Genomic DNA, 21983 nt, shown 5'->3' with positions numbered 1-21983 from the left:
GGCTGGGCATGACAATCGATAAGGTCGATACGAAAAACAAGATACAAGACGTAGCAGAACGCTTAATTGTTCAAGGCGGCTATGGCGCATTTAGCTTTCGTGATATTGCCGAAGAGGTTGGCATTAAGAGTGCGAGTGTTCACTACCATTACCCAACCAAAGGTGACCTTGCCGCTGCTGTGATGGTTCGTTATACAGAAGTGTTTTCAAGGCGCTTACCTGACCCAAACGATGAAACCTTAAACCCTAATACAATGCTCAATGGCTTTATTGATGGCTTTAAAGCGAAGATTGTTGATCATCATAATATGAGCTTATGCACCATGTTAACGGCCGACAAACATAGATTGCCCGAAGCTGTTAGTACCGCTCTCGCCGATTTTTATCAGGTGAAACTGGAATGGTTAACGCAGGTCTTTATGCGCTTTGAGCCTTCTTTGGAAGATCAGGCTAAAATCCAAAGCATTCAATTCCTTGCGGCCCTTCATGGTGCCTCTGTACTAGTGCAAGCGACAGATAATGCTGAGTTTTTTGAAAAGGCAATGTCTTGTTGGCGAAAGGCTCATATTTAGCTTAGACAGGCGATATCAATGTAAGGTGTCTAGTGATTGATGTACCATTATGTTTTTTTACTCACAGTATGGGATAGGCATCTTTTTAAATGAGTACATCTGAGAAATTTTTACATAACCCTACCTTTCAGTGGCGCTTTCTTCATCCTCGTTTTTGGGCGACTTGGTTTATTATTTTTATCGCTTTTCTATTGGCGTTTGTCCCATTTCGTATTCGCGATAAATTGGCCTGCAAATTAGCGAAACTATTAGTTGGCAGGAAAGCCAGTACGCTAAAACGGGCTCGCTTAAATCTTGAACAATGTTTTCCTGAAAAGAGTCAGGAAGAACGTCAAGCCATGCTTCTTAGTAGTTTAGAAACCGGGCTGCAATTTTGTTTGGCTTATGGCGAACTCTTAGTTCGCAGTGAAAAGTATAAAAAAAGCCGTGATGAAGTGATTGGTGGGGAAAACCTGTTTCCTCTGCTAGACCGAGGTGACAATGTGATCTCGCTGACACCTCATTGTTGGGCGATTGATTATACCGGCTCCATGCTGGCGTCACGGGGTTATACCATTACGACTATCATGCGCCCACAAAAAAATCCCTTGATGGATTGGCTGATGCACACCCAACGTATGCAGTATGGTCGAGGCGTGGTTTACCCTCGCGATGCCAGCATTAAGCCTTTTCTTAAATCGGTGAAGGACGGCTGCTTAGGGTATTACTTACCTGATGAAGATCATGGCCCGCAACAGTCTGTTTTTGTTCCCTTTTTTGGTGCAGAAAAAGCAACATTAAAAGGTCTAGGTAAACTAACCAAGCTAACAAAAGCCAAAATTGTTCCTATGTTTCAGGCTTATAATGCCGAATCTGGAAAGTACGAGCTGCATGTACTTCCCGCTCTTGAGAACTTCCCTACGGGGGATGAAACACAAGATGCGTTAGTGATGAACAAGGCGTTAGAGGAAATGATCGCGTCTCGTCCAGAACAGTATATGTGGATCTTGAATATACTGCGCAGCCGCCCTGATGGATCTCGCCTTTATTAGCAGGTGATTAGCTTAGGGTTTATCCCATCAGATAGGCCTTTTACCCCATTTTTAGTGATGCCATGAGACGGAGTATGTCATGTCAGCAAGCTCATCCGCTTCGATAACTCTTCAAGATATTGAAGCCGTAAAAACCTACTTATTGTCCTTGCAGGACAGTATTTGCTCCTCGCTAGAAGGGTTCGAACCCGAAGTGCGCTTCCATGAAGACACATGGGATAGACCGCTTGGTGGCGGTGGTCGCACTCGCGTTATTGCCAATGGCAAGGTCATTGAAAAAGGGGGGGTTAACTTTTCCCATGTGAAAGGGGAAAACCTACCTGCTTCAGCAACAGCGGATCGCCCTGAGCTGGCGGGAGGGCGTTTTGAAGCCTTAGGTGTGTCTCTTGTCATTCACCCTAATAACCCTTTTGCAGCCACTTCGCATGCGAATGTGCGTTTATTTGTGGTGAACAAAGAAGGCATGGACCCAGTCTGGTGGTTTGGTGGTGGTTTTGACCTGACGCCATATTATGGCTTTGACGAAGACTGTATCCATTGGCATCAAACTGCTAAAGACGCATTGCAGCCATTTGGTGATGATCTTTATGGTCGTTTTAAGCATTGGTGCGATGAGTACTTTTATCTTAAGCACCGTGGCGAGCCCCGTGGCATTGGTGGCCTTTTCTTTGACGATTTTAATGAAGGCAGCTTCGAACATTGTTTTGCTATGATGCGCGCTGTGGGCGATGCTTACAGTAACGCTTATATGCCGATTTTAGAGCGCCGCAAAGATCTTCCTTTCACTGCACAGCAGCGCGACTTCCAGCTGCATCGTCGTGGTCGTTACGTAGAATTCAATTTGGTGTTCGATCGTGGTACCCACTTTGGTTTGCAAAGTGGTGTGGGTCGTACCGAGTCGATTTTGATGTCCTTACCGCCAGAAGTGCGTTGGACCTATGACTATCAAGTTGAGCCACACAGCGAAGAAGCCAAGTTGACTGAATACTACCTCACCTCAAAAGACTGGCTGTAAACTCGAATTTTAAAAAGGAATCAGAACCGTGGATCAATACGCCGTTGTTGGTAACCCCATTGCTCACAGTAAATCGCCTAGTATCCATGGGTACTTCGCAGAGCAAACAAAGCAAAGTCTAACGTATACCACCCTGTTAGGCGACGATATTGCATTTGAAGCGCAAGTTCGTGACTTCTTCGCAAAGGACGGCAAAGGTTTAAACGTGACTGTACCCTTTAAAGAACGTGCCTACGCCATGTGCGATGTACTGAGCAAACGGGCAAAACAGGCCGGTGCGGTGAATACATTGTTGATGGGGAAAAATGGCGAGCTTTTCGGCGACAATACCGACGGAATCGGCATGGTTCGAGACATTACCCATAACCAAGAGCAACCGCTAAAAGACAAGCGCATCTTAATATTAGGCGCGGGTGGCGCAGTGCGTGGCGTGCTTGAACCTGTTTTATCCGAAAAGCCAAAATCTGTCACCATTGCCAATCGAACGGTCGAAAAAGCTCAAGCCTTGGCCGACCATTTCGGTTGCCTCGCCTCCTCCTTCGAAGCCCTAGAAGGCGAGTTCGACATTATTATAAATGGCACCTCGGCGAGCTTGTCTGGCAGCTTACCGCCGTTAAAAGACGAGTTGGTCGGTGCTCAAACCTGGTGTTATGACATGATGTACGGGGCAGAACGCACCGTGTTTTTGCAATGGGCCCATGAACATGGCGCCAATGGCGCGGACGGACTGGGTATGCTGGTAGGGCAAGCGGCGGAGGCCTTTTATTTATGGCGTCAGGTACGACCAGATACCGCCAGCTTGGTGTCTATCATGCGCCAGCAAATGGAAGCTAACTAAGTCACTGACGTAAGCGTCATAAAGGAAAGCAATATGAAGGCACAATGGTTTAACTCAGTGGATCAAATAGGCGAAGCCAAATGGCAAGAAGCCATTGGAGAAACGCGTTATCCCTTTGCACAGTTCGCCTTCCATAAAGCCTTAGAGCAAAGCAAAAGCATTGGCGATGGCACGGGCTGGTATCCTGAATATTTATTGGTGATGGATGACGACGATACACCGCTGGCCATTGCGCCAACCTATTTGAAAACCCACTCCCAAGGGGAATTTGTATTCGATTGGTCTTGGGCAGATGCCTACCAGCGGCACGGTATGGCGTATTACCCTAAACGTATTTGGGCGATACCCTTCTCTCCTGTGACTGGGCTTCGGCTGTTTTCTCATATGGACCCAAAAGGCGACAACCTCGCCTTTGCTCATCTGTACCCAGCCCTTGCCGAGATCATGACGCAAGCGAACCAAGCGCGAGAGTTTTCAAGCTGGCATCTGTTATTCACCAAGCCAGAACATGCAGAATTATTCGCCCCAAATAAAGACCTCTTACACCGCATATCCTGTCAATTTCATTGGTTTAACCGTGACTATCAAGACATGGAACACTACCTTTCCCACTTCTCCAGCCGCAAGCGCAAGACAGCCCGAAAAGAGCGAGAGAAAGTCGCGAAACAAGGCATTAACCTAACCAGAACATTAGGCAGTGACCTCACACCTGCCGAGATAGACTTCTTCTACCTCTGCTATCAAGCAACCTACGCAAAGCGCGGTCAGCAAGGTTACTTAACCCGCGAGTTTTTTGGGCAACTGGCCGACACAATGGGTGATAAAATTCTTCTAGTGCAAGCCCATCGAGAGGACGAAGCCATAGCCGCTTCTTGGTGTTTCTTCGATGATCATTCTTTGTATGGTCGTTACTGGGGCTGTATGGAAGAAGTAGACTGCCTGCACTTTGAAGCCTGTTACTACCAAGGTATCGAGTTCTGTTTGGAAAAAGGGTTACAGCACTTCGATCCGGGCACCCAAGGGGAACACAAAATAGCCCGAGGTTTTGAACCTGTCTTCAGCCACAGTATTCATCATATCGCCCACCCGGGTTTTCGTGATGCCATTGGGCAGTTTTGTGAAGAAGAAGCGGAAGCCGTGCGGGGGTATCATCGGGATACCCATGGGTTGTTGCCGTTTAAAGAGAGTTAACTCTCGGGGCATCAGGTTAGCCAAGTTCCATTCAAACGCTTTGTATTTATTAGCATTTTTCCGCTCTGCTGAGCGGGTAACTTTTGCCCAGAGCCGCAAAAGTAACCAAAAGGTCTCTTTAGACATTTAATGCGTTGTTTTGCCATAAGCGCATGATTGTTCCCCTACGCTCGTTGTTACGTAAGGTATTAATGGATTCTTTATGTGTTTTAGAGTCTGTCTTTACTGTGTCACGTGAGGAGATCATGGTCGTTCAATCAGGATTGAATCGAATGATTTTTGTCTGGTTTAAGAGTCAGTAAGACCTTGAGACACCAAAGACCAAAGTCTCTTTTCCTTGTCTTTGTTACCTGAGTTAAAGAGTAAGGGGAAGACGGAAGATGGGGTTATGTCTTTTGGCTTTGTGGGGGGTTAGCAGCCCACCGCTTACATAACGGCTTGTTAGTAAAGAAAAGACACAAATATGAAGTGGTTATTTAAACCGCCTAATAGTATCGTCAAAAACAGTCAGGGAAAGGCGTGTTTTAGATGGAGTTTTCTTATCTAGTGCATCTCCTTAATTACCTTCCTTGAAATATTTAAATCGAACGCTCGCTTTTACTATTTTTTGTTTTTTAATAAAAAATTTAAAATAAATGCTTTATAGTAGTTCTAAGGTTTTTTGGTAGTCACCTACATTAGTATATTCGCTATTAAGTTGTTCAATAGTTTTACTGGGCTAATCGCTACGACTAAATAATAAATGTGAACTAAAAAGCTAAAGGGGTTTGTTAATATGTTTTATGGGATATGTAGAGATGAATTTTGTAGTTATAGATAATTATGGTCGAAAACCTCCTGCTTCTATAGATACCGCATATTTAAGTGTAGATAAGTGGAATGATTATTCCTTCATCACCATGTTTTATTTAACAGTCTTTGATAAGGAAGGAAAAGAACATGAAATTGGAAATGTAAAGATTGCTTTTAAAGGACAAACTACTGACAAAGCTACATACACGACATTAGGCCAAGGCTTCTCGCTTTTAAATGATCAATACTTCTCATTAGGAACTGATACTGAATATTACAAAAATTTAAATAAGTTAGACTCTGAAGTAAAGCGAAACTTATTAACTGCTTTAGAAGATATTGTTTATAAACCCGAAAAAATCAAAGACATTGAAGATGAAGAAGTCTTGAATACATCTCTTTTTCGTGGGGTTACATTATCTGATGTACATGGCCAGTTCTCTAGGGTACTCGATGGCCTTGCTGAGTTATCTGATTTTAAATTTAACTTTGTAAGAAAAAATCTAGATGGTTATTGTGATCTAAAAATACCATTTAAAGTAAAAGTAGGATCTATACCAAGCACAAATATTCATGCTTTTATTGGGCGTAACGGATGTGGTAAAACGACTATTTTAAACGGTATGATTGATGCGATAACCAATCCCGAACACGAATCATGTCTTTTTACAGAAAGTAGTATGTTTACTGAAACTCGTATTCCTAATGGTTATTTTCGTTCTTTAGTTTCCGTATCTTTTAGCGCATTCGATCCATTTACCCCACCTCAAGAACAACCAGACCCTGCTAAAGGAACGAAGTATTTTTATATTGGTCTAAAAAATAGAGAAAATAATGAAGCGCTAAATTCATTAGGTGATATTCGTAAAGACTTTGTTTCAGCTTTAATCGGTTGCTTAAGTAACGAAGGTAAAAAAGCTCTTTGGCTTGATGCTATTCATAGTTTAAGCAGTGATCAAAACTTCGAAAATATGGGATTAAGCATACTTAATACTAGATATACCAACCTTAAAGAAAATAACAAAAATATTCAAATTGATAATGACCAGTTTAAAGAGTTATTTTATCAGGATATAAATAATTACTTACAACGAATGAGTTCTGGGCATGCAATAGTACTGTTTACTATAACGAGATTAGTTAATACCGTTGGAGAAAAATCTCTTGTATTATTGGATGAGCCAGAAGGCCATCTGCATCCACCTCTTTTGTCGGCATTTTTGCGTACGTTAAGTGATTTGTTGTATATCAAAAATGGAGTAGCAATAATCGCTACTCACTCCCCTGTTGTTCTCCAAGAAATTCCCAAATCATGTGTATGGAAAGTCATACGCTCTAGGGAAGTTATAGCAGTTGAAAGGCCCGAAATAGAAACGTTTGGCGAAAACCTTGGAGTATTAACTCGTGAAGTATTTGTTCTTGAAGTTGCAAATTCAGGATATCACTCACTTCTAACTAAATCTGTTGAATCAGGGGATTCGTATGATGAAATATTGTTAAAATATAAGAATCAAATAGGCTTAGAGGGCAGAACTGTTTTAAAAGCAATGGTTTTAAGTAGGGATGAAAGCAAATCAAAATGAAAAGACTAGCTCTCCCTAATATATCTTTCAAAGACATGCTGGAAAAGTGCTCAGAAGGAATGGAACAAGTTAATGTTCGAAACAACTTTATTTCAGTTTTTCCAACTTTTTACACAAAAGAACAGCAATACCAAGCATTAAGTGTTGCTGGCAACTTATACACATACCCTAAAGTAACCCCTTTAGCTGATACAACCCAAGTTGTTGGGCATCTTACAAAAAGAAAATTAGTTAACCTGTATGAAAATAATTTGCGCGACAAAGACAAACCTGCAAGAGATTATTACGATATTTTGTTGGTTTCTTCTGGGGAGCGCTGCCCATTTTGTGGGGATATAGGTCATACTAAGAACTTAGATCATTTTCTACCAAAAGCTCATTTTCCTGAGTTTTCAGTAATGCCATTGAATTTAGTGCCATCATGCCGTGATTGCAATATGGGTGAGAAAGGCCAAGCTTACGCTACCATCGCAGATGAACAGGCAATCCATCCATATATAGATAAAGATCTTTTTTATCAGGAACAATGGGTTTTTGCTGAGTATATTGATGAAGATGATGGAGCGTTTCGGTTTTACGTTAATTGCCCTACCACATGGAGTCAGGAAGACAAAAATAGGGCGGCTAGTCATTTTAATGCTCTAGACTTAGCCTGTAGGTATAGGTTAGAAGCAGGAAAACATTTAAGTGAAGTTATTGATCAAAAAAATGCCTTTACAGAAAGTGTTCTAAGGCTTGCTCCACAAGTAACACCTCAAGCAATCAAGACAGAGTTTATTAGTTCAAATCTTATGCCAATAATAGAATCCACCCAATTTCCTAATCATTGGAAAAAAGTTATGTACCAATGTTTAGCAAATTCCGTCGCATTCTTTGAGGGATAGTTTAATAATTCAGGCCAGAGTAAAATTAAGGCACCGTAGTTGGAGTCTTTGGATTCAAGGGATCAGAGTCGTTGATTTCACAGTCCATAACAAGGCTAATCTTTAAGTCTGTTGATAGCTTTGTATTTTAGCTAGGCAGACTTCTTCGTCAGGACTTTTAGCTTCTCCACTTCACTTGCTACCAGTTGAGTTCTTCTTCGGTGATCCGCCGTGCGGAACGTCACTTAGTGACTCTCGGCCCAGATAAATCAAATTCGACGCAATCCTGATTGCGCGACCCTATGGTGTTTCCGAGTCATTCGATTACTGACTTATTTGCATCTAAAAATCACATCAACACCTTACGTAAAAAACCGTTGTGCTAAGGCTTATGTTAAACAAAGCCAATGAGACGTTTTGGGCTGAAAGTCCGATAAGAGACCTTTTGGTTACTTTTGTGTCGTTTGACAAAAGTTACACGCCCAGCAGGGCGGAAAAAAGGTTGGGAATACAAAATGTTTGAATGGAACTTGAATCAGCTAATGAACTAGACCCACGCCCAGCGGGGCGGAATAAACCTTATGAATACAAAGTGTTTGAATGGAAACAATATAACGAATAACTGGGGTTCAAAAGGGGCAAAGCCCCTTTAAACGAAGCTGAAAGCTTCCCTCTTACACCAAATATCTATTTCATTGATAAATCTTGGATAAGGACGATACGAGTTCTTCCATCGCTAGGCGTAGTGTTGGTGGGCCAATGACTTCGAGTTCTACGCCAAAGCGTAAAAGTTCAGTACAAGCGTGGGGTGTGTCGCCTACTGGCAGTTTGACACTATGCCAGCCTGAATCATCCATAGGTTCAATTTGTGCCTGATTTACCACATAAGAAGAACACACGTATTCCATGATTTTCACTCCCAACGCGGTTAATCGTACTTCGGCTATCATTGGGAATTGCAGTGCTTCCATACGACGTAGGCTGTCTTGCCAAAACGCTGTTAAGTTGAAGTCTTTTGGGCGTTCAAAGCGTTCTTCTAATACGGTGAGTGAGTCAATTCGGGATACGCGATACGTCCGAATGTCATTGTCTACTTTCGCTAATAAATACCACTGACCGCCTTTTAAGACGATGCCCAATGGTTGGGCTTGGCGGTTTCGTTCGCCTTTCCAGCTCTGGTATCGCATGCTAATACACTGTTGGTCTAACACGGCTGTCATGAGTTCTGGTAAGAAGGTTACGGTTTCATCGTCAGAAAACCAGTTTGGCGCATCCAGTAAAAATCGGCTCTGTAAGCGATCCGCTTCGTGTCGGATGTCTTCTGGTAATGCCGCTTTCAATTTCAATTGTGCATCGGCAAGCGTGGTTTGTAGTCCCATTTTTTGAGCGGAACCGGATAAACCCGCCAGAAATAAGGTTTCTGCTTCTTTGGCAGAAAGTCCGTTTAAGCGAGTGCGGTAGCCATGTAATAGACGGTAGCCGCCTTGTACGCCTTGTTCACTGTATACGGGGACGCCTATTGCACTTAGCGCGTCGATATCTCGATAAACGGTACGGATAGAGGTTTCACAGGCGTCTGCTAATGCTTGAGCGGTGACCTTTTCATGGGATTGGAGCATCATCAGAAGTTTCAGTACTCGGCTGGCTCGCATGGGGTTCTCCTTTGGTTGTTCTAAGTAGCCGTGTTAAGTCATAGCGCCAAGCGAATGTATTTTCCCAGTATAAAGTAAATACCTGACATAAGGTGGCAGGTTTCATCTCTAACATGGCTCATGCAGTAACCACTATTTCATTAACCAACTTTTAAGGTAGCGAACATGAGCGAGATTTTAAGCAACAACGACACTATTACCCTATATCATGCCCCACAAACTAGAGGAACTGGCATTTGGACTTTGCTGGAAGAATTGGGCGTTTCCTATGAAATGAAGGTTCTGAATTTCGCAGCAGGGGAAAATCAACAAGCGGAATTTTTGGCGATAAACCCTTTGGGCAAGTTTCCAACCCTGGTTCATAAGGGCACTGTTGTGACCGAACAAGTTGCCTGTTACTTATATCTGGCTGACCTGTTTCCTGAGAAAGGGCTGGCACCTGCTTTTAATGATCCTAAGCGCGGTGCCTATTTGCGCTGGATGGCTTTCCAAGGGAGCAGCTTTGAACCCGCTTTGATCGACCAAGCTTTTAATCGTTCTCCTATTGAGGCGCTCCATTCTCCCTACGGTAGCTTTGACACCATGCTGAAAGCTTTGTACGACCAAATAGCCAAAGGCCCTTATTTACTGGGAGAACAGCTTTACGCTGTCGATATCTTTTGGGGCGCAACGTTGAAATGGTGCAGCATGCTGGGGTTAATTACGACGAACCCTGTGGTTGACGCTTACATTGAGCGCATTACCTCTCGCCCAGCATTTATTAACGTTGAACAGCAAGACCAAGCGTTGAAACTTGAGCAATCGTCGGCAGCAAATAACGGTGATATTAACTAGAGATCGTTTCGTGATTTGGGTTATCAAGAGTATTTGTTTAGCTGGTGTTGTTAACTTAGCTATTATGCCTTGCTGTACTCACTTGTCGAATACGTTCTGCGGGAAATTCTAGCTTGCTGAGCAGGTAGGTTTTTAGATCGTCTTGGTAACCTATTTCATTCAAAGCGCAACAGTCCATCGCAACCATGGGATGTGTCACCTACTGGATAACTCTGGCAATGCCGCTGCACAATTTTAATTGTGCAGCGGCAAGGGTTACTTGTAGTCCCATCTTTTAAGCCGGGCCGTATTTCAGGTGTAAACATGTAACAAATAAAGGCAACGGATACGTAAATGTGCTATTGATTTAGTTGTTATGTTTCTTTCGTCGCAGTCGTACAAGCAGTTGCGAGTGCATCCCTAGGTCGAGGTACCAGACTTGTGAGGTCACTCGAGTTTGTTTTTAGGAAGCCTGCCATTGACGAAGCGTATATAGACATCAACATTGGAACCTGAAAGGGAAGTAATTGTAAAGTTTCTAGCCTGCTTCTTTCTGTGCTTAAGTCGGTTGGTTCGTAACGAACAGAAATGCGTTGCGCAAGATCGGGCACTGAGAATGACTTTACCCCAGATAGCTCGTATACCTTATTATTGTGCGCTATCGTATCTTTGAGTACTGCAACCGCAGCATCTGCAAGGTCTTCTCGTGAAACTGCTGAAATTTCTTCGTTACCAAAAGGTGCAGTTATTCGACCTTCATAGGAACTAGCAAGACTGCCAATTAATTCAGCGTAAAGACCATTACGCAATATTGTCCATGCCATACCGCTTTCTTGTAACCTTCTTTCTGTCCAACGGTGAGCTAAAGCAAAGCCTAGATGATCACTTGCATAAGAAAGGCTTGTATAGACAATATGCTTTACTCCTTGCGTGCTGGCTGCGGTAATAACGTTATTGTGCCGGCGAATAACAATATCATCCTCAGCATAACCAGCAGAGGTAAGAAACAGAGTATCGACACCTGTAAAATCTATTGTTTCAATATGGTCAAAGTCCATCTGCCTATCAGCGTTAAGTGACCGGCTAGCCGTAATAAAATTTAAGCCTAGTTCTTTTGCTTTGGCTACAATAAGTGATGAAAGTTGGCCTGAGGTTCCCGTTATTAACATCATAGTATTTCCTCTATTAATCGTTTTCTCTACTGTAGAGAGGTTTCAGTTTTTTTGTAAGGAGGCACAATTTTGTCTGATACACACATAAATGTTCGTTTAACAACACCCTTGTCTCCCTGCGGTTCTGGTGAGCATGAGGATTGTGGATTACGCTTTATTCTTGATCGGCTTGGTGAGCGATGGACTGTGATGGCTTTAGTAGAGCTTTCCAATGGCCCGAAACGCTATCGAGAAATTGAAAAGGCGCTAGTTGGAATATCGCAAAGGATGATGACGCTGACATTGCGCAGACTAGAACGTGATGGTTATGTTATTCGACATGTTGAACCGACTATTCCTCCAAGTGTTACTTATGAGCTATCCGATCTCGGATATTCGTTTTCCAATCAGGTTTCATCACTTGTGGAGTGGAGTAAGCAGAATAAGCTTGACTTAGAGCTTGCACGTGCTGCTTTTGATGAAGGAAACACCTAATTGTTTTCTAGAGAATATAACGAAGCAATTAACTGAATAATTCGTGTCAGAGCTAAATTAAGATTTTAAGTAGTCTAAGTAGCGAGGGTCGTCGATGTAGGCGCGTCAACTATTATGCCTTGCCGTGCTGACTTGTCGAATACGCTCAGCGGGAAATTCTAGCTTGCTGAGCAGGTAGGTTTTTAGATCGCCTTGGTAACCTATTTCATCCAAGGCGGCGGCCATGCAGTTTAGCCACATGGCTTTTTCTTTTTCTGTCACAACCAAGTGAGCATGGGCTTGTGGCAGGCTGATTTCACCATAGTTTTTGGCGAATAAGCGCTCTCCTCCCATCCAGCCGGATAAAAAGGCGACTAACTTGTCAATGGTTAAGCTAATGTTGTTTGGATGCATATCAAACAAAGGCCGAAACTCTGGTGTGTTTTCCATTAGACGATAGAAGGTTTCGACTAGGGTACGTAGACCATCTAAACCACCTACTGCTTGTAAGGTGACGTCTCCCTCACCGTAAGCCGGTTGCTTTGCTTGGGTCATGTTATTCTTGGTCTTGTTTGGACGGTTGGTTTTTTTCGGCTTTTTCTTTATCCATCTTGATGGAATTTCGATAACCACCTAGAGCCGCTAAGGCACCAATAATGAAGCTCATATAAAGCGGAATTTGGAAGAGCATGGTGATGCTGATAAAAACACAGCCGACGGCTAAACCTTCGATATAAGGTTTGAATTTCTTGTTCATTAGCTCTCTCCAAAAAATGAAAAATATGCGCGATTTTAACAAAGTTTTCAGACGATGCTAGCAAGATTGTGGAAAAAAGCACGACTTATCCAATATTTAGAGCGGGTTATTTTCCTGCGTTTTTGATTTTCTTTCGCTGTGTACAAATCGTGAAAGAAGCAAATAATGCTCAAGAATGGCCTTAATTGAACTGAATTTTGCCCTGCCACTCCCACAATAGACTCTATTTGTGTATAACTAGGGCTGTTTTCCACAATCGTATGTGTGCTGCTTCTTGGTGCATTGCTCATTATTTATCCACAGAAATTGAAATATCCACATGTGAGACATTTGTGCCAAATATATTGGTAAAATCGCTGATTTCCTCCTATCGTTCCAATAGTGTGATGAATCTCAAAATCTGGCGCATGGCATGGCCGCCTATGGTGTCGAACATAACGACGCCCTTTTTGGGCTTGGTCGATACGGCTGTGGTTGGGCACTTAGGAACCGCGACCCATCTTGGCGCTGTAGCGATTGGCGCCAGTATTTTTAGTTTTCTCTTTTGGGCGTTTGGTTTTTTGCGTATGGGCTCCACTGGGCTCACTGCCCAAGCGCTTGGGCAAGGGGATGATCGTCGAGTTCGTGAGCTGCTATTACAGTCCATTTTGATGGGGGTATTGGTCGGCTTAATGCTGATCCTATTCCGTGCTCCTTTGATCGATTTTGCTATTCATTTAATGGCGCCCAGTGCCGATGTGGAACCTTGGGCGCGTCTTTATTGTGAAGCGCGGATCTTCAGTGCGCCAGCAGTATTAGCTGGTTATGCTTTGATGGGCTGGTTCTTTGGTGTGCAATATTCTAAAGGCCCGTTGTGGATGTTGTTGGTGATTAACCTTGCCAACATGGTGCTCGACTATTTTGCCGTGTATGGCTTGGGGATGGCCAGTGATGGCGTTGCGTGGGCAACGGTATTTGCTCATTACATTGGTGTCACGGTGGCGGGTGTTTTGGCGTGGCATAAACTTAAAGGCTTTACTGGCCATGTACCGCTTAAAGCCCTAGCTAAATGGCGAGAATACATGGCCTTGGTGCAGGTGAATCGTTATCTGTTTGTGCGCACTATTTTGCTGTTGTGTGTGATGTTGTTTTTTACCGCTCAAGGGGCACGTCAAGGCGATTCTATTCTGGCCGCCAATGCGGTGTTACTGACTTTTTTGATGATTATTTCCAATGCCTTAGATGGTTTTGCTTTCTCTGTGGAAGCCTTATGCGGTGAGTATTACGGTCGCAAAGACAAGGCCAATTTTAGGAAGGTTATCCGTCTTTCAACTTATTGGGCATTATTGGCTGCGATGGGTTTAATGCTGATTTTTTGGGTCTTTGGTAATCAAATCATTCACTTACTGACTAATGTGCAAAGCGTACGGGCGGATGCTGCTCTGTACCTACCTTGGCTTATTTGCTTGCCTCTGTTAGGTATTTGGTCGTATATGTTGGATGGTGTCTTCATTGGTACCACCAGTGTGAAACAGATGCAGAACACCATGATCCTTTGCGTGGCGGGTGTTTTCTTTCCCGTCTGGTTTATCACTCAAGACTTAGGAAATCATGGCCTGTGGCTGAGCCAAGCACTGTTATTTATTGCTCGTGCCATCACTCTGTATTGGTGTTATCTACACAACATGAAGCAGGGCGTTTGGTTTAGTCATAGCGATTAACCAGCTTGCCCTGTTTTCTTAGAGCCAATTCTCCCAAAAATGGTGCCACAAGACCAACCTCCCGCGGACGTTTGCGCTTTAGCGCCGTAGCGAGGGTTGATCTTGTGGCATGTTCGCCTTTTATTCGTTCGTTATCTATTCAAAAGTAGGCATTAACAGCTACAGCATAAAGGTCGAGTACAAGCCAAACCCACAAACAGTCAATAACGCCCAGCCGACAAACTGGAAGAACACAGGTGTTTCGGCCTTTTGAACGCGGCTGTGTAGCTTCTGCCCAAAAACATGACCTAGCAAGGCACAAGGCAATAACCAAAGTTGATGGATGAGCTGTAGGTCGACGCCTGCAATGAGGAATGACACCATCTTGATCATGACCAGAATAAACCAAAGCACAAATAAGGTATCGCGCAGCTGATGACGTGGGACTTTGGTGGCAAATACGGACACGATTAAAGGTGCGCCAATTAAAGAGGTACCGCTGACGTAGCCACCCAGCATCAGGAAAGTGGTGTCGAGGAACTTATTATTGGTATAAAAGGGTTTGTTCAAAATATAAGACACAGCAAATACCGCGACGATGACAAAAATCACGCCGGTGACTATGTCGCCCGGTAGGGTGAGTAGACCAAAGACGCCGATGAGTTTAGGCACTATCATGATACCGAGGGCTTTCTTCAAATAACCCCAAGCAATATTTCCCTCTTCTTCTTTTGGCGCTTCGCCCTGTTCCGCCGCTAGCTTGGCTTGTTGTTTGGTGGCTTTTGAGCCTTGCCAAGCGATCCAGCTGGAAAACACCAACAGGTGAATGGAAATGATGGGCAAAAATAACAGCGGGTCATTTTTGACCAGTAACAAAAAAGGTAGGGCTAACACTGCGCCGCCAAAACTCAACCCACTGCGGACAAAACCGCTCCATACGAAGATGGCGGCGATGCATGCGTATTGCCACCAAAGTAAATGTTCCATGCTTGTCCTTGTTGAGGTGTTTGATGGTAAAGAAAGGCAGTGTTTATTGTAACGAGATTTAATGCTATTCGCTAAAAGCTTAGTTTGGATTTATAAAACGCCGATGTCTTCTTTATTCGAGAAAACTCGCTGGTAAAGATCACTATTTTAACAAAACATTAGATATTTCTAATGTTTTGTTTTAGGGTTTAGTTTCGATCACTTGTTACAAGGCATCATTGAAAATGATGGGGAGACAATAATGAAATTTCGTTTGTACTTTGCTGTGATGATGTCTTTTGTGCTGACATTTTTTATGTCCGCTTGGATTACCTTTATTAATGTGGGCCATAACGCTGAATTTATGAGTCAGTGGATGACGGCATGGAGTGCAGCTTGGCCTGTGGCGGCTATTATTGCTTTTGTATCTGGACCAGAGATCCAAAAAATAAGTCGTTGGTTGTCGGAACGTTTTTAATACCAAGATAAAATAAGAAAAAGCACCTTGGTCTACTTTGGGAAAAGCTGGCCAGCGTGCTTTTATTATTGAAGTTTGTTCTCAATTATAAATGAAACCTGTTTTTAAACGTTACTTTAAAAAGCATCTGGCGTATTGGCCGCTGGGTAATTCTCATTTTGTTGTGGGTCTGTTTGTGCCTCGCCCCATGACCTTTCCAATGGAATCACGCCTGCCCAAACAGGCCAGTTATAGTCTTCAGGATCGTCTATTGGTGGTTCACCACGGAATTTGACGGAAGCCTCTTCTATTTTTATCCGTACCACGCCTGTGGCTTTTATTTCTATGTCACTGACAGGGCGTAAGGTTTCCCAACGTCCGGGACTTACCTTGTCTAAGAAGAGTTCAAATTGACGCACCTTCTCTTCTTTCTCTTCGACCAGTTCGGGGACACCGAATAGCGTCACAGAACGATAGTTCACTGAATGGTGCATGGCGGAACGAGCCAGTACCAAACCATCTAATAAACTCACGTTGATGCAAACTTTTTCTGGCTCGTCGATTGGCCCTTTGACATTACGGGCTTTGGAATGAGCGTGCCAGTAAAAGTAGTCGCCCTCGCGCCAATGGCAGGTTGGGGTAACAAAGACTTGGCCATTTTTGGTCTGACCCACATGGCACATCAGTGCGGCATCAATTATTTCTAATGCTAACTCTTTATCGTATGAGGCTCTGTTTGGTCCTCTTTTTACTTTGCTAAGTGGTGTTTCGAGTGAATCACTCATGGTCTCAATCCTTGTCATTCGTTGTTTAGGTCTATATAACAAGAGATTAGATGAAACTGGCTTTTTAAAAAATAGCCAGAATGAAGATAAAAAAACAGGCCAGTTATGAGATATGCTATTGCCAGTTTACGCCTTTCATTGGATGAAAATGGCGCGCCCTACTATCAACAGTTAATGACTCAAATTCAGCAAGGCATCGTATCGGGTGAGTTGTCGGTGGGTGATAAGTTACCCTCTTCTCGATTTCTAGCTGGCTCGTTGGGCGTTTCTCGTAGTACTACGTCGCGGGCATACGATCAGTTAATTGCGGAAGGTATTTTAACCAGCAAAGAAAAGCGAGGCGTGTTTGTTGCCGCGTTGCCTATGGTGCGTACCTCTTTGTGTAAAAGAGACTTACCTGTAAAAAACAAAAGTACGGTATCTGAGACGGATGTGCTGGCGTTTAATTCCGGTGTCGATGCGTCGGTTTTTCCGACTAAAGAATGGGCGGCGAGTATGCGCCGTAGCTGGCTTAAACCTGATTTGAAGGTGCTTAATGGAAGTTATTCGACGGGGTATCCTGAGTTAAAAGAGGCGATAGTCGATTATTTGTACCGAGTTCGTGGTCTTGAATGTACAGCAGATCAGATTATTGTGACGGCGGGTAATCGAGATTCCTTGATGCTAATTCAACACGCGTTATCCTCTTTATTAGGATCTATTAGCTGGTGGTTAGAGTCACCTACTTATCCCCCTTTTCGTGAAATTATTGTGTCTAACTCAGAAACTCAAGTAATAGAGATTAATGAGGAAGGGCCTTGTTTGCCGATGAATGAACATGGTGCCTGTGTTGGTATTGTTACCCCTAATCGCCAATATCCACTTGGAGTCAGTATTAGCGTCCAACGCCGCCAACAATGGGTGCAAAAGCTACAGGAGGAATCGTCCAATTGGTGGTTGGTGGAAGACGATTATGACAATGAATTTGTTTACCAAGGCCGAAGTGATGTGCCTTTTATGCAAACCGCCAGTTTTTATGAAAAAGCGCGTGATCGAGTCTTTTTTGTCGGTAGCTTTTCTAAAGTGCTGTTTCGTGGTTTGCGGCTAGGTTTTGTTGTTGCGCCTTTGTCTCAGATTGAGCTTTTGCACAAAAGCCAAAATACGTTAGGTTCGTCCACTTCTTTACCGATACAGCCTGTTGTGGCGGATTTTATGCTGCAAGGCAACTTTGACCGACACCTAAATCGTATGCGCCGCCATTACCGTATGAAGCGTGATAGTTTGTTGGCTTTGTTAGAAAACGAACTTTCTACGTGGTTTGACTGGAAAAAAACTCGCGGAGGGATGCATGTATTAATAGAGTTCAAACCGCATGTTTTACTAGACCTCTCTATTTATTCGAATATTGATTTAGATCAGCATATTGCTCACGATATGCTGTCACAAAAGGTTTATCTTTCTGCCCTATCCTTGCACTATGACGATAGCTCTATTCCGCGACAGGGGTTTGTTCTGGGTTTTAGTGGCCCAACACAAGAAACCATGTCGCATGCCATTAAAGCCTTAAGAAGTTGGTTTCTTGAACATCAAATTAGAAAGGGCAATGTTTAGGAGCCCGACAAGATGCTCAGATAGTTTGGCTACTTGATAAACCCAAGTTTAGGGCTTTTTTAAGCGTGGGACACAAGTTTTTCTAAAAAGACAGTGAAGGAAATGATAACAAAGGCTAAACTAGACTTTGTGTGCATGTTTGATTTTTGCTATATTTCGCACACCTAAATCCATGTCGTGCTAGTGGCAGTGGCATTTTAGACTTTCTTTATTATGGGTTGGACACATACATTGAGCTCACAAAAAGACATTATGCATAGGATATTAGAAGTATTAGCGGTTTCTTTACGTCCTCTTATGGGATGTTTCTTTGTCTTTTTTTTATGTTCTGTTTTGTCTGAACCTTTTTTCTTAGGCGCTCTTCTAGCCGTTTTTGACACCCCTTTTTTGATGAATGCGGTGCTGCTTTTTAGCATTGTGTTGATAACCCTATTATTGGTTAGTTATTGGTCCGTTATGGCCAATATCAACCTTGCTCGCCAGAAAATGGCCTTCTCTTTATTACATGTTGACGTCTCTAAAAGGCGCTTAGATCGTGTTGCGATACGATACATGGAGAGATGCGGAGCACCCTTTTTCAGATTTAGGTGATCCAAAAAAATTATTGCTGCGTTAATTATATTAACTAGGTAATGTTTTTTACACTGTTCTACAGTGTGGTGATCTTACTGAAATACCCGGCTTGCCGGATTTTCGTACTGTTATCTGATGTCAGATGGCAGTTTTGTGAACCTCAGGGTTAGAGGAATATTCTCTTGTTAACTCGTATCCTAAGTAAAGTCGCTTTGGCGCTAATGGTGGGCTTGCTCGCCGGTTGTCAGGGTGGTGTGCTCGATCCTAAAGGACAAGTAGGCATTGAAGAGAAGCAACTCATTATTGTTGCTACTTTATTAATGTTGCTTGTTGTGATTCCTGTGATCTTTATGACGCTCTATTTCGCTTGGAAATATCGTGAAGGTCGTGATGAAATCTACGAACCAAAATGGTCGCACTCCACAAAAATTGAAACAATTGTTTGGGTCATTCCAATCATCATTATCATTGTTCTTGGTGTGATTACTTGGAAGTCCACTCAGGACTTGGATCCATACAAACCGTTAGAACATGATAAAGACCATATTAATGTTGAAGTCGTGTCGATGAACTGGAAGTGGTTGTTCATCTATCCGGACCTTGGCATTGCTTCTGTGAATGAGCTGAGATTCCCAGCAAACGTTCCTGTTGCATTTCATATTTCTTCTGAAGGCACGATGAACTCTTTCTTCATTCCTCAGTTGGGTAGTCAGATTTACTCAATGGCAGGCATGGTGACCAAGTTGCATTTGATTGCGAATGAGCCTGGTACCTTTAAAGGCTTCTCCGCGAACTACAGTGGCCCTGGTTTTTCTGGTATGAAGTTCAACGCTATCGCTACGGAAACTGAAGCGGATTTTGATGCTTGGGTTGAAGGCGTGAAAGCTGAGTCAATTGCTGGGTCAATCAACAATGGCATATTGGATCAAGTATCCTATGACAAACTTGCTGAATATGATGCAGATCCTCATCACAAACATAAGGCAACGCCAGTTCAGTATTACGGTTCGATTCAATCAGGAATCTTCCATAATAATGTGATGAAGTTCATGAAGGACTACGGCACTGTCGATATTTTGGAAGGTACTTCTTTTGATACTCCGATGATGCGTAGTATGAAGCAAGGCGAAATGGATCACAGTAAAATGAACCATGGCGAAATGAACCATGAATCGTCTGAACATTCATCGGATGATATGCACATGGAGGCAGACAAGTAATGTCTATTCTAGGTAAATTATCTTTAGATGCGATACCGTTTCATGAACCGATATTGATTGCGACATTCTCTGTCATTGCAATCGCTGGGTTGGTTCTTGCTTTCTTACTGATCAAGTATAACTTGTTAGGGATTCTTTGGAGAGATTGGTTAACATCAATAGACCATAAGCGCCTTGGTGTCATGTATATAGTGCTTGCACTTATCATGCTGCTGCGTGGTTTTGCTGATGCCATCATGATGCGTTTACAGCTTGCGCTGGCGACGAATGGTGATCCCGGTTATCTGCCACCGCATCATTACGACCAAGTCTTTACTGCTCACGGTGTGATCATGATCATCTTTATGGCAATGCCATTTATGATTGGTTTGATGAACATCGTTGTGCCACTACAGATTGGTGCACGTGATGTGGCCTTCCCGTTCCTTAACAACCTTAGCTTCTGGCTAACGGCTGGTGGTGCGATTCTAATCAACGTATCCCTTTTTGTCGGTGAATTTGCTAAAACAGGTTGGGTGGCTTATCCGCCATTGGCCGGTTTGCAATTCAGTCCGGACGTCGGGGTTGATTATTACATATGGGCTCTGCAGATATCGGGTATTGGTACGACATTAACCGCCGTCAACTTCTTGGCGACTGTGTTCAAAATGCGTGCTCCTGGCATGAAATTGATGGATATGCCGATCTTCACTTGGACCTGTACTTGGGCCAATATCTTGATCGCGGCATCTTTCCCAATTTTGACTGCCGTTCTAGCAATGTTGACCCTTGACCGCTACCTAGACTTCCACTTCTTCACGAATGATGGTGGTGGTAACTCAATGATGTATATCAACTTGTTCTGGGCATGGGGTCACCCTGAGGTGTACATCCTAGTATTGCCAGCGTTTGGTATCTTCTCTGAAGTTGTTTCTACCTTTACGGGTAAGCGTCTGTTTGGTTACAAGTCTATGGTTTGGGCAACGGCTTCTATTTCCGTGCTTGGCTTTATCGTATGGCTTCACCATTTCTTTACCATGGGTTCCAGTGCGAACGTTAATGCCTTCTTTGGTGTTATGACCATGATTATCGCTGTTCCAACGGGTGTTAAACTCTTTAACTGGTTGTTTACCATGTACCGTGGCCGTCTGCGTATAACGGTTCCTGTGCTATGGACGCTTGGTTTTATGGTGACATTCACTATCGGTGGTATGACAGGTGTACTACTTGCTGTACCGGGTGCCGATTATGTATTGCATAACAGCTTGTTCTTGATTGCCCACTTCCATAACACCATCATTGGTGGCGCGGTATTCGGCTATCTTGCAGGCTTTGCATTCTGGTTCCCGAAAGTCATGGGCTTCCATCTTAATGTTAAGTTGGGCAAAGCGGCATTCTGGTGCTGGTTAGTGGGTTTCTTCATGGCCTTTATGCCACTGTATGTTCTAGGCTTCTTGGGCATGACCCGTCGTCTAAATCATACGGATAACCCTGACTTTAACATCTGGTTATATATCGCTTTGGTGGGTGCTTTCATCATCATGGCCGGTATTGTATGCCAGTTGCTACAGTTGTACGTCAGCTTCCGTGACCGTGCGCAAAACTTGGATACCACTGGTGATCCATGGAATGGTCATACCCTTGAATGGTCGACTGCATCTCCACCGCAGTATTACAACTTTGCTGAAATCCCAACGGTTTCTGATATCGATGCTTTCACCGATATGAAAGAAAAAGGGGAAGCTTATGTTCGTAAAGACAGCTATGCGCCGATTCACATGCCTAAGAATACGGCTTCTGGGATGGCAATTTCCGGTTGTATTACCGTAATGGGCTTTGCGTTAATCTGGCATATTTGGTGGTTAGCCGCGCTTGGCTTACTGGGGTCGTTTGTCGCTCTTGTGATGCGTGTTTATACCAAAGATATCGATTACTACGTGCAGCCAGATGAAGTAGCTCGAATCGAAAATGCGCATCTAGATAACGTGGCTAAGGGGTAATC

Annotated in this window: 21 protein-coding genes; 14 read left to right on the top strand and 7 right to left on the bottom strand. The window is 43.4% G+C overall.

All coding sequences use genetic code 11. The annotated features are described in order from the left end of the window. The first annotated feature begins 8 nt into the window (after positions 1–8). The 7 genes from I8J31_RS01405 (at position 9) to I8J31_RS01375 (ending at position 7906) form a co-directional block, all read left to right on the top strand. Positions 9–572: a TetR/AcrR family transcriptional regulator gene (locus I8J31_RS01405; RefSeq protein ID WP_199466399.1), complete on the top strand. Its 564-nt coding sequence runs from the start codon at positions 9–11 to the stop codon at positions 570–572. A gap of 89 nt (positions 573–661) precedes the next feature. Beyond that, positions 662–1603 carry a lauroyl-Kdo(2)-lipid IV(A) myristoyltransferase gene (lpxM, locus tag I8J31_RS01400; protein WP_199466398.1) on the top strand — a complete coding sequence of 314 codons (942 nt, stop codon included), beginning with the start codon at positions 662–664 and terminating at the stop codon, positions 1601–1603. Between the two features lie 79 nt (positions 1604–1682). After that, the gene (hemF, locus tag I8J31_RS01395; RefSeq protein ID WP_199466397.1) at positions 1683–2618 is read left to right on the top strand and encodes an oxygen-dependent coproporphyrinogen oxidase; all 936 of its coding nucleotides are present in this window, start codon (positions 1683–1685) and stop codon (positions 2616–2618) included. 28 nt (positions 2619–2646) lie between these two features. Then, positions 2647–3456, top strand: a complete 810-nt coding sequence (gene aroE / locus I8J31_RS01390) for a shikimate dehydrogenase (RefSeq protein WP_199466396.1) — start codon at positions 2647–2649, stop codon at positions 3454–3456. A 33-nt stretch (positions 3457–3489) separates the two neighbouring features. Further along, the gene (locus tag I8J31_RS01385; RefSeq protein WP_199466395.1) at positions 3490–4647 is read left to right on the top strand and encodes a GNAT family N-acetyltransferase; all 1158 of its coding nucleotides are present in this window, start codon (positions 3490–3492) and stop codon (positions 4645–4647) included. Between the two features lie 797 nt (positions 4648–5444). Beyond that, positions 5445–7022 carry an AAA family ATPase gene (locus I8J31_RS01380; RefSeq protein WP_199466394.1) on the top strand — a complete coding sequence of 526 codons (1578 nt, stop codon included), beginning with the start codon at positions 5445–5447 and terminating at the stop codon, positions 7020–7022. Beyond that, positions 7019–7906: an HNH endonuclease gene (locus I8J31_RS01375; RefSeq protein ID WP_199466393.1), complete on the top strand. Its 888-nt coding sequence runs from the start codon at positions 7019–7021 to the stop codon at positions 7904–7906. Before I8J31_RS01380 ends, I8J31_RS01375 begins: the two co-directional genes overlap by 4 nt. Positions 7907–8577: 671 nt before the next feature. On the opposite strand, the gene I8J31_RS01370 is transcribed toward I8J31_RS01375, so the two are convergent. Continuing rightward, positions 8578–9537 (bottom strand): helix-turn-helix transcriptional regulator, encoded by a 960-nt coding sequence (locus I8J31_RS01370; RefSeq protein WP_199466392.1) that lies wholly within the window; start codon positions 9535–9537, stop codon positions 8578–8580. A gap of 165 nt (positions 9538–9702) precedes the next feature. On the opposite strand from I8J31_RS01370, the gene I8J31_RS01365 reads away from it, so the two are divergent. Then, positions 9703–10371, top strand: coding sequence for a glutathione S-transferase family protein (locus tag I8J31_RS01365; RefSeq protein WP_199466391.1), 669 nt, complete (start codon positions 9703–9705; stop codon positions 10369–10371). A 55-nt stretch (positions 10372–10426) separates the two neighbouring features. Here I8J31_RS01365 and I8J31_RS20985 read toward each other — a convergent pair whose 3' ends face one another. Together I8J31_RS20985 and I8J31_RS01360 are read right to left on the bottom strand one after the other, a co-directional pair. Beyond that, positions 10427–10558: a hypothetical protein gene (locus I8J31_RS20985; protein WP_267905875.1), complete on the bottom strand. Its 132-nt coding sequence runs from the start codon at positions 10556–10558 to the stop codon at positions 10427–10429. A 166-nt stretch (positions 10559–10724) separates the two neighbouring features. Next, complete coding sequence (locus I8J31_RS01360) at positions 10725–11522, bottom strand: NAD(P)H-binding protein (protein ID WP_199466390.1); 798 nt, start codon at positions 11520–11522, stop codon at positions 10725–10727. A gap of 69 nt (positions 11523–11591) precedes the next feature. Between I8J31_RS01360 and I8J31_RS01355 the strand changes: the two genes are divergently transcribed. Beyond that, positions 11592–11996 carry a winged helix-turn-helix transcriptional regulator gene (locus I8J31_RS01355; RefSeq protein WP_199466389.1) on the top strand — a complete coding sequence of 135 codons (405 nt, stop codon included), beginning with the start codon at positions 11592–11594 and terminating at the stop codon, positions 11994–11996. Positions 11997–12101: 105 nt separating this feature from the next. Here the strand turns inward: I8J31_RS01355 and I8J31_RS01350 are convergent, their stop codons facing one another. Both I8J31_RS01350 and I8J31_RS01345 read right to left on the bottom strand, forming a co-directional pair. After that, positions 12102–12530 carry a group II truncated hemoglobin gene (locus I8J31_RS01350; RefSeq protein WP_199466388.1) on the bottom strand — a complete coding sequence of 143 codons (429 nt, stop codon included), beginning with the start codon at positions 12528–12530 and terminating at the stop codon, positions 12102–12104. Position 12531: 1 nt separating this feature from the next. After that, positions 12532–12732: a hypothetical protein gene (locus tag I8J31_RS01345; protein ID WP_199466387.1), complete on the bottom strand. Its 201-nt coding sequence runs from the start codon at positions 12730–12732 to the stop codon at positions 12532–12534. A 407-nt stretch (positions 12733–13139) separates the two neighbouring features. On the opposite strand from I8J31_RS01345, the gene I8J31_RS01340 reads away from it, so the two are divergent. After that, positions 13140–14432: an MATE family efflux transporter gene (locus I8J31_RS01340; protein ID WP_199466661.1), complete on the top strand. Its 1293-nt coding sequence runs from the start codon at positions 13140–13142 to the stop codon at positions 14430–14432. Between the two features lie 159 nt (positions 14433–14591). Here I8J31_RS01340 and I8J31_RS01335 read toward each other — a convergent pair whose 3' ends face one another. Then, complete coding sequence (locus tag I8J31_RS01335) at positions 14592–15398, bottom strand: sulfite exporter TauE/SafE family protein (RefSeq protein WP_199466386.1); 807 nt, start codon at positions 15396–15398, stop codon at positions 14592–14594. Positions 15399–15639: 241 nt separating this feature from the next. Here I8J31_RS01335 and I8J31_RS01330 point away from each other — a divergent pair, with 241 nt between their 5' ends. Further along, positions 15640–15855, top strand: coding sequence for a DUF2798 domain-containing protein (locus tag I8J31_RS01330; RefSeq protein WP_199466385.1), 216 nt, complete (start codon positions 15640–15642; stop codon positions 15853–15855). 116 nt (positions 15856–15971) lie between these two features. On the opposite strand, the gene I8J31_RS01325 is transcribed toward I8J31_RS01330, so the two are convergent. Continuing rightward, positions 15972–16619: a pyridoxamine 5'-phosphate oxidase family protein gene (locus I8J31_RS01325; RefSeq protein WP_199466384.1), complete on the bottom strand. Its 648-nt coding sequence runs from the start codon at positions 16617–16619 to the stop codon at positions 15972–15974. A 105-nt stretch (positions 16620–16724) separates the two neighbouring features. Here I8J31_RS01325 and pdxR point away from each other — a divergent pair, with 105 nt between their 5' ends. The 3 genes from pdxR to cyoB all read left to right on the top strand — a co-directional run bounded on the left by pdxR (position 16725) and on the right by cyoB (position 21981). Next, positions 16725–18209 (top strand): MocR-like pyridoxine biosynthesis transcription factor PdxR, encoded by a 1485-nt coding sequence (gene pdxR / locus I8J31_RS01320; protein ID WP_199466383.1) that lies wholly within the window; start codon positions 16725–16727, stop codon positions 18207–18209. Positions 18210–18964: 755 nt separating this feature from the next. After that, positions 18965–20002, top strand: coding sequence for a ubiquinol oxidase subunit II (gene cyoA / locus I8J31_RS01315; protein ID WP_233402525.1), 1038 nt, complete (start codon positions 18965–18967; stop codon positions 20000–20002). Continuing rightward, on the top strand, positions 20002–21981 hold the full coding sequence (cyoB, locus tag I8J31_RS01310) for a cytochrome o ubiquinol oxidase subunit I (protein ID WP_233402524.1): 1980 nt from the start codon (positions 20002–20004) through the stop codon (positions 21979–21981). The genes cyoA and cyoB overlap by 1 nt, the downstream gene beginning before the upstream one ends. The last annotated feature ends 2 nt before the right edge of the window (positions 21982–21983 follow it).

Source organism: Marinomonas transparens, assembly GCF_016463975.1.
Taxonomy (GTDB): Bacteria; Pseudomonadota; Gammaproteobacteria; order Pseudomonadales; family Marinomonadaceae; genus Marinomonas; species Marinomonas transparens.
Note: the sequence above shows the minus strand (reverse complement) of the source record. Positions and strands in the feature narration are given on the sequence as shown.

What these genes read in the sequence shown, in the direction of transcription:
- I8J31_RS01405 (WP_199466399.1), top strand. Translation starts at nt 9, where the DNA reads ATGACAATCGATAAGGTCGATACGAAAAACAAGATACAAGACGTAGCA.
- lpxM (WP_199466398.1), top strand. Translation starts at nt 662, where the DNA reads ATGAGTACATCTGAGAAATTTTTACATAACCCTACCTTTCAGTGGCGC.
- hemF (WP_199466397.1), top strand. Translation starts at nt 1,683, where the DNA reads ATGTCAGCAAGCTCATCCGCTTCGATAACTCTTCAAGATATTGAAGCC.
- I8J31_RS01385 (WP_199466395.1), top strand. Translation starts at nt 3,490, where the DNA reads ATGAAGGCACAATGGTTTAACTCAGTGGATCAAATAGGCGAAGCCAAA.
- I8J31_RS01380 (WP_199466394.1), top strand. Translation starts at nt 5,445, where the DNA reads ATGAATTTTGTAGTTATAGATAATTATGGTCGAAAACCTCCTGCTTCT.
- I8J31_RS01375 (WP_199466393.1), top strand. Translation starts at nt 7,019, where the DNA reads ATGAAAAGACTAGCTCTCCCTAATATATCTTTCAAAGACATGCTGGAA.
- I8J31_RS01370 (WP_199466392.1), bottom strand. Translation starts at nt 9,537, where the DNA reads ATGCGAGCCAGCCGAGTACTGAAACTTCTGATGATGCTCCAATCCCAT.
- I8J31_RS01365 (WP_199466391.1), top strand. Translation starts at nt 9,703, where the DNA reads ATGAGCGAGATTTTAAGCAACAACGACACTATTACCCTATATCATGCC.
- I8J31_RS20985 (WP_267905875.1), bottom strand. Translation starts at nt 10,558, where the DNA reads ATGGTTGCGATGGACTGTTGCGCTTTGAATGAAATAGGTTACCAAGAC.
- I8J31_RS01360 (WP_199466390.1), bottom strand. Translation starts at nt 11,522, where the DNA reads ATGATGTTAATAACGGGAACCTCAGGCCAACTTTCATCACTTATTGTA.
- I8J31_RS01350 (WP_199466388.1), bottom strand. Translation starts at nt 12,530, where the DNA reads ATGACCCAAGCAAAGCAACCGGCTTACGGTGAGGGAGACGTCACCTTA.
- I8J31_RS01345 (WP_199466387.1), bottom strand. Translation starts at nt 12,732, where the DNA reads ATGAACAAGAAATTCAAACCTTATATCGAAGGTTTAGCCGTCGGCTGT.
- I8J31_RS01340 (WP_199466661.1), top strand. Translation starts at nt 13,140, where the DNA reads ATGGCATGGCCGCCTATGGTGTCGAACATAACGACGCCCTTTTTGGGC.
- I8J31_RS01335 (WP_199466386.1), bottom strand. Translation starts at nt 15,398, where the DNA reads ATGGAACATTTACTTTGGTGGCAATACGCATGCATCGCCGCCATCTTC.
- I8J31_RS01330 (WP_199466385.1), top strand. Translation starts at nt 15,640, where the DNA reads ATGAAATTTCGTTTGTACTTTGCTGTGATGATGTCTTTTGTGCTGACA.
- I8J31_RS01325 (WP_199466384.1), bottom strand. Translation starts at nt 16,619, where the DNA reads ATGAGTGATTCACTCGAAACACCACTTAGCAAAGTAAAAAGAGGACCA.
- pdxR (WP_199466383.1), top strand. Translation starts at nt 16,725, where the DNA reads ATGAGATATGCTATTGCCAGTTTACGCCTTTCATTGGATGAAAATGGC.
- cyoB (WP_233402524.1), top strand. Translation starts at nt 20,002, where the DNA reads ATGTCTATTCTAGGTAAATTATCTTTAGATGCGATACCGTTTCATGAA.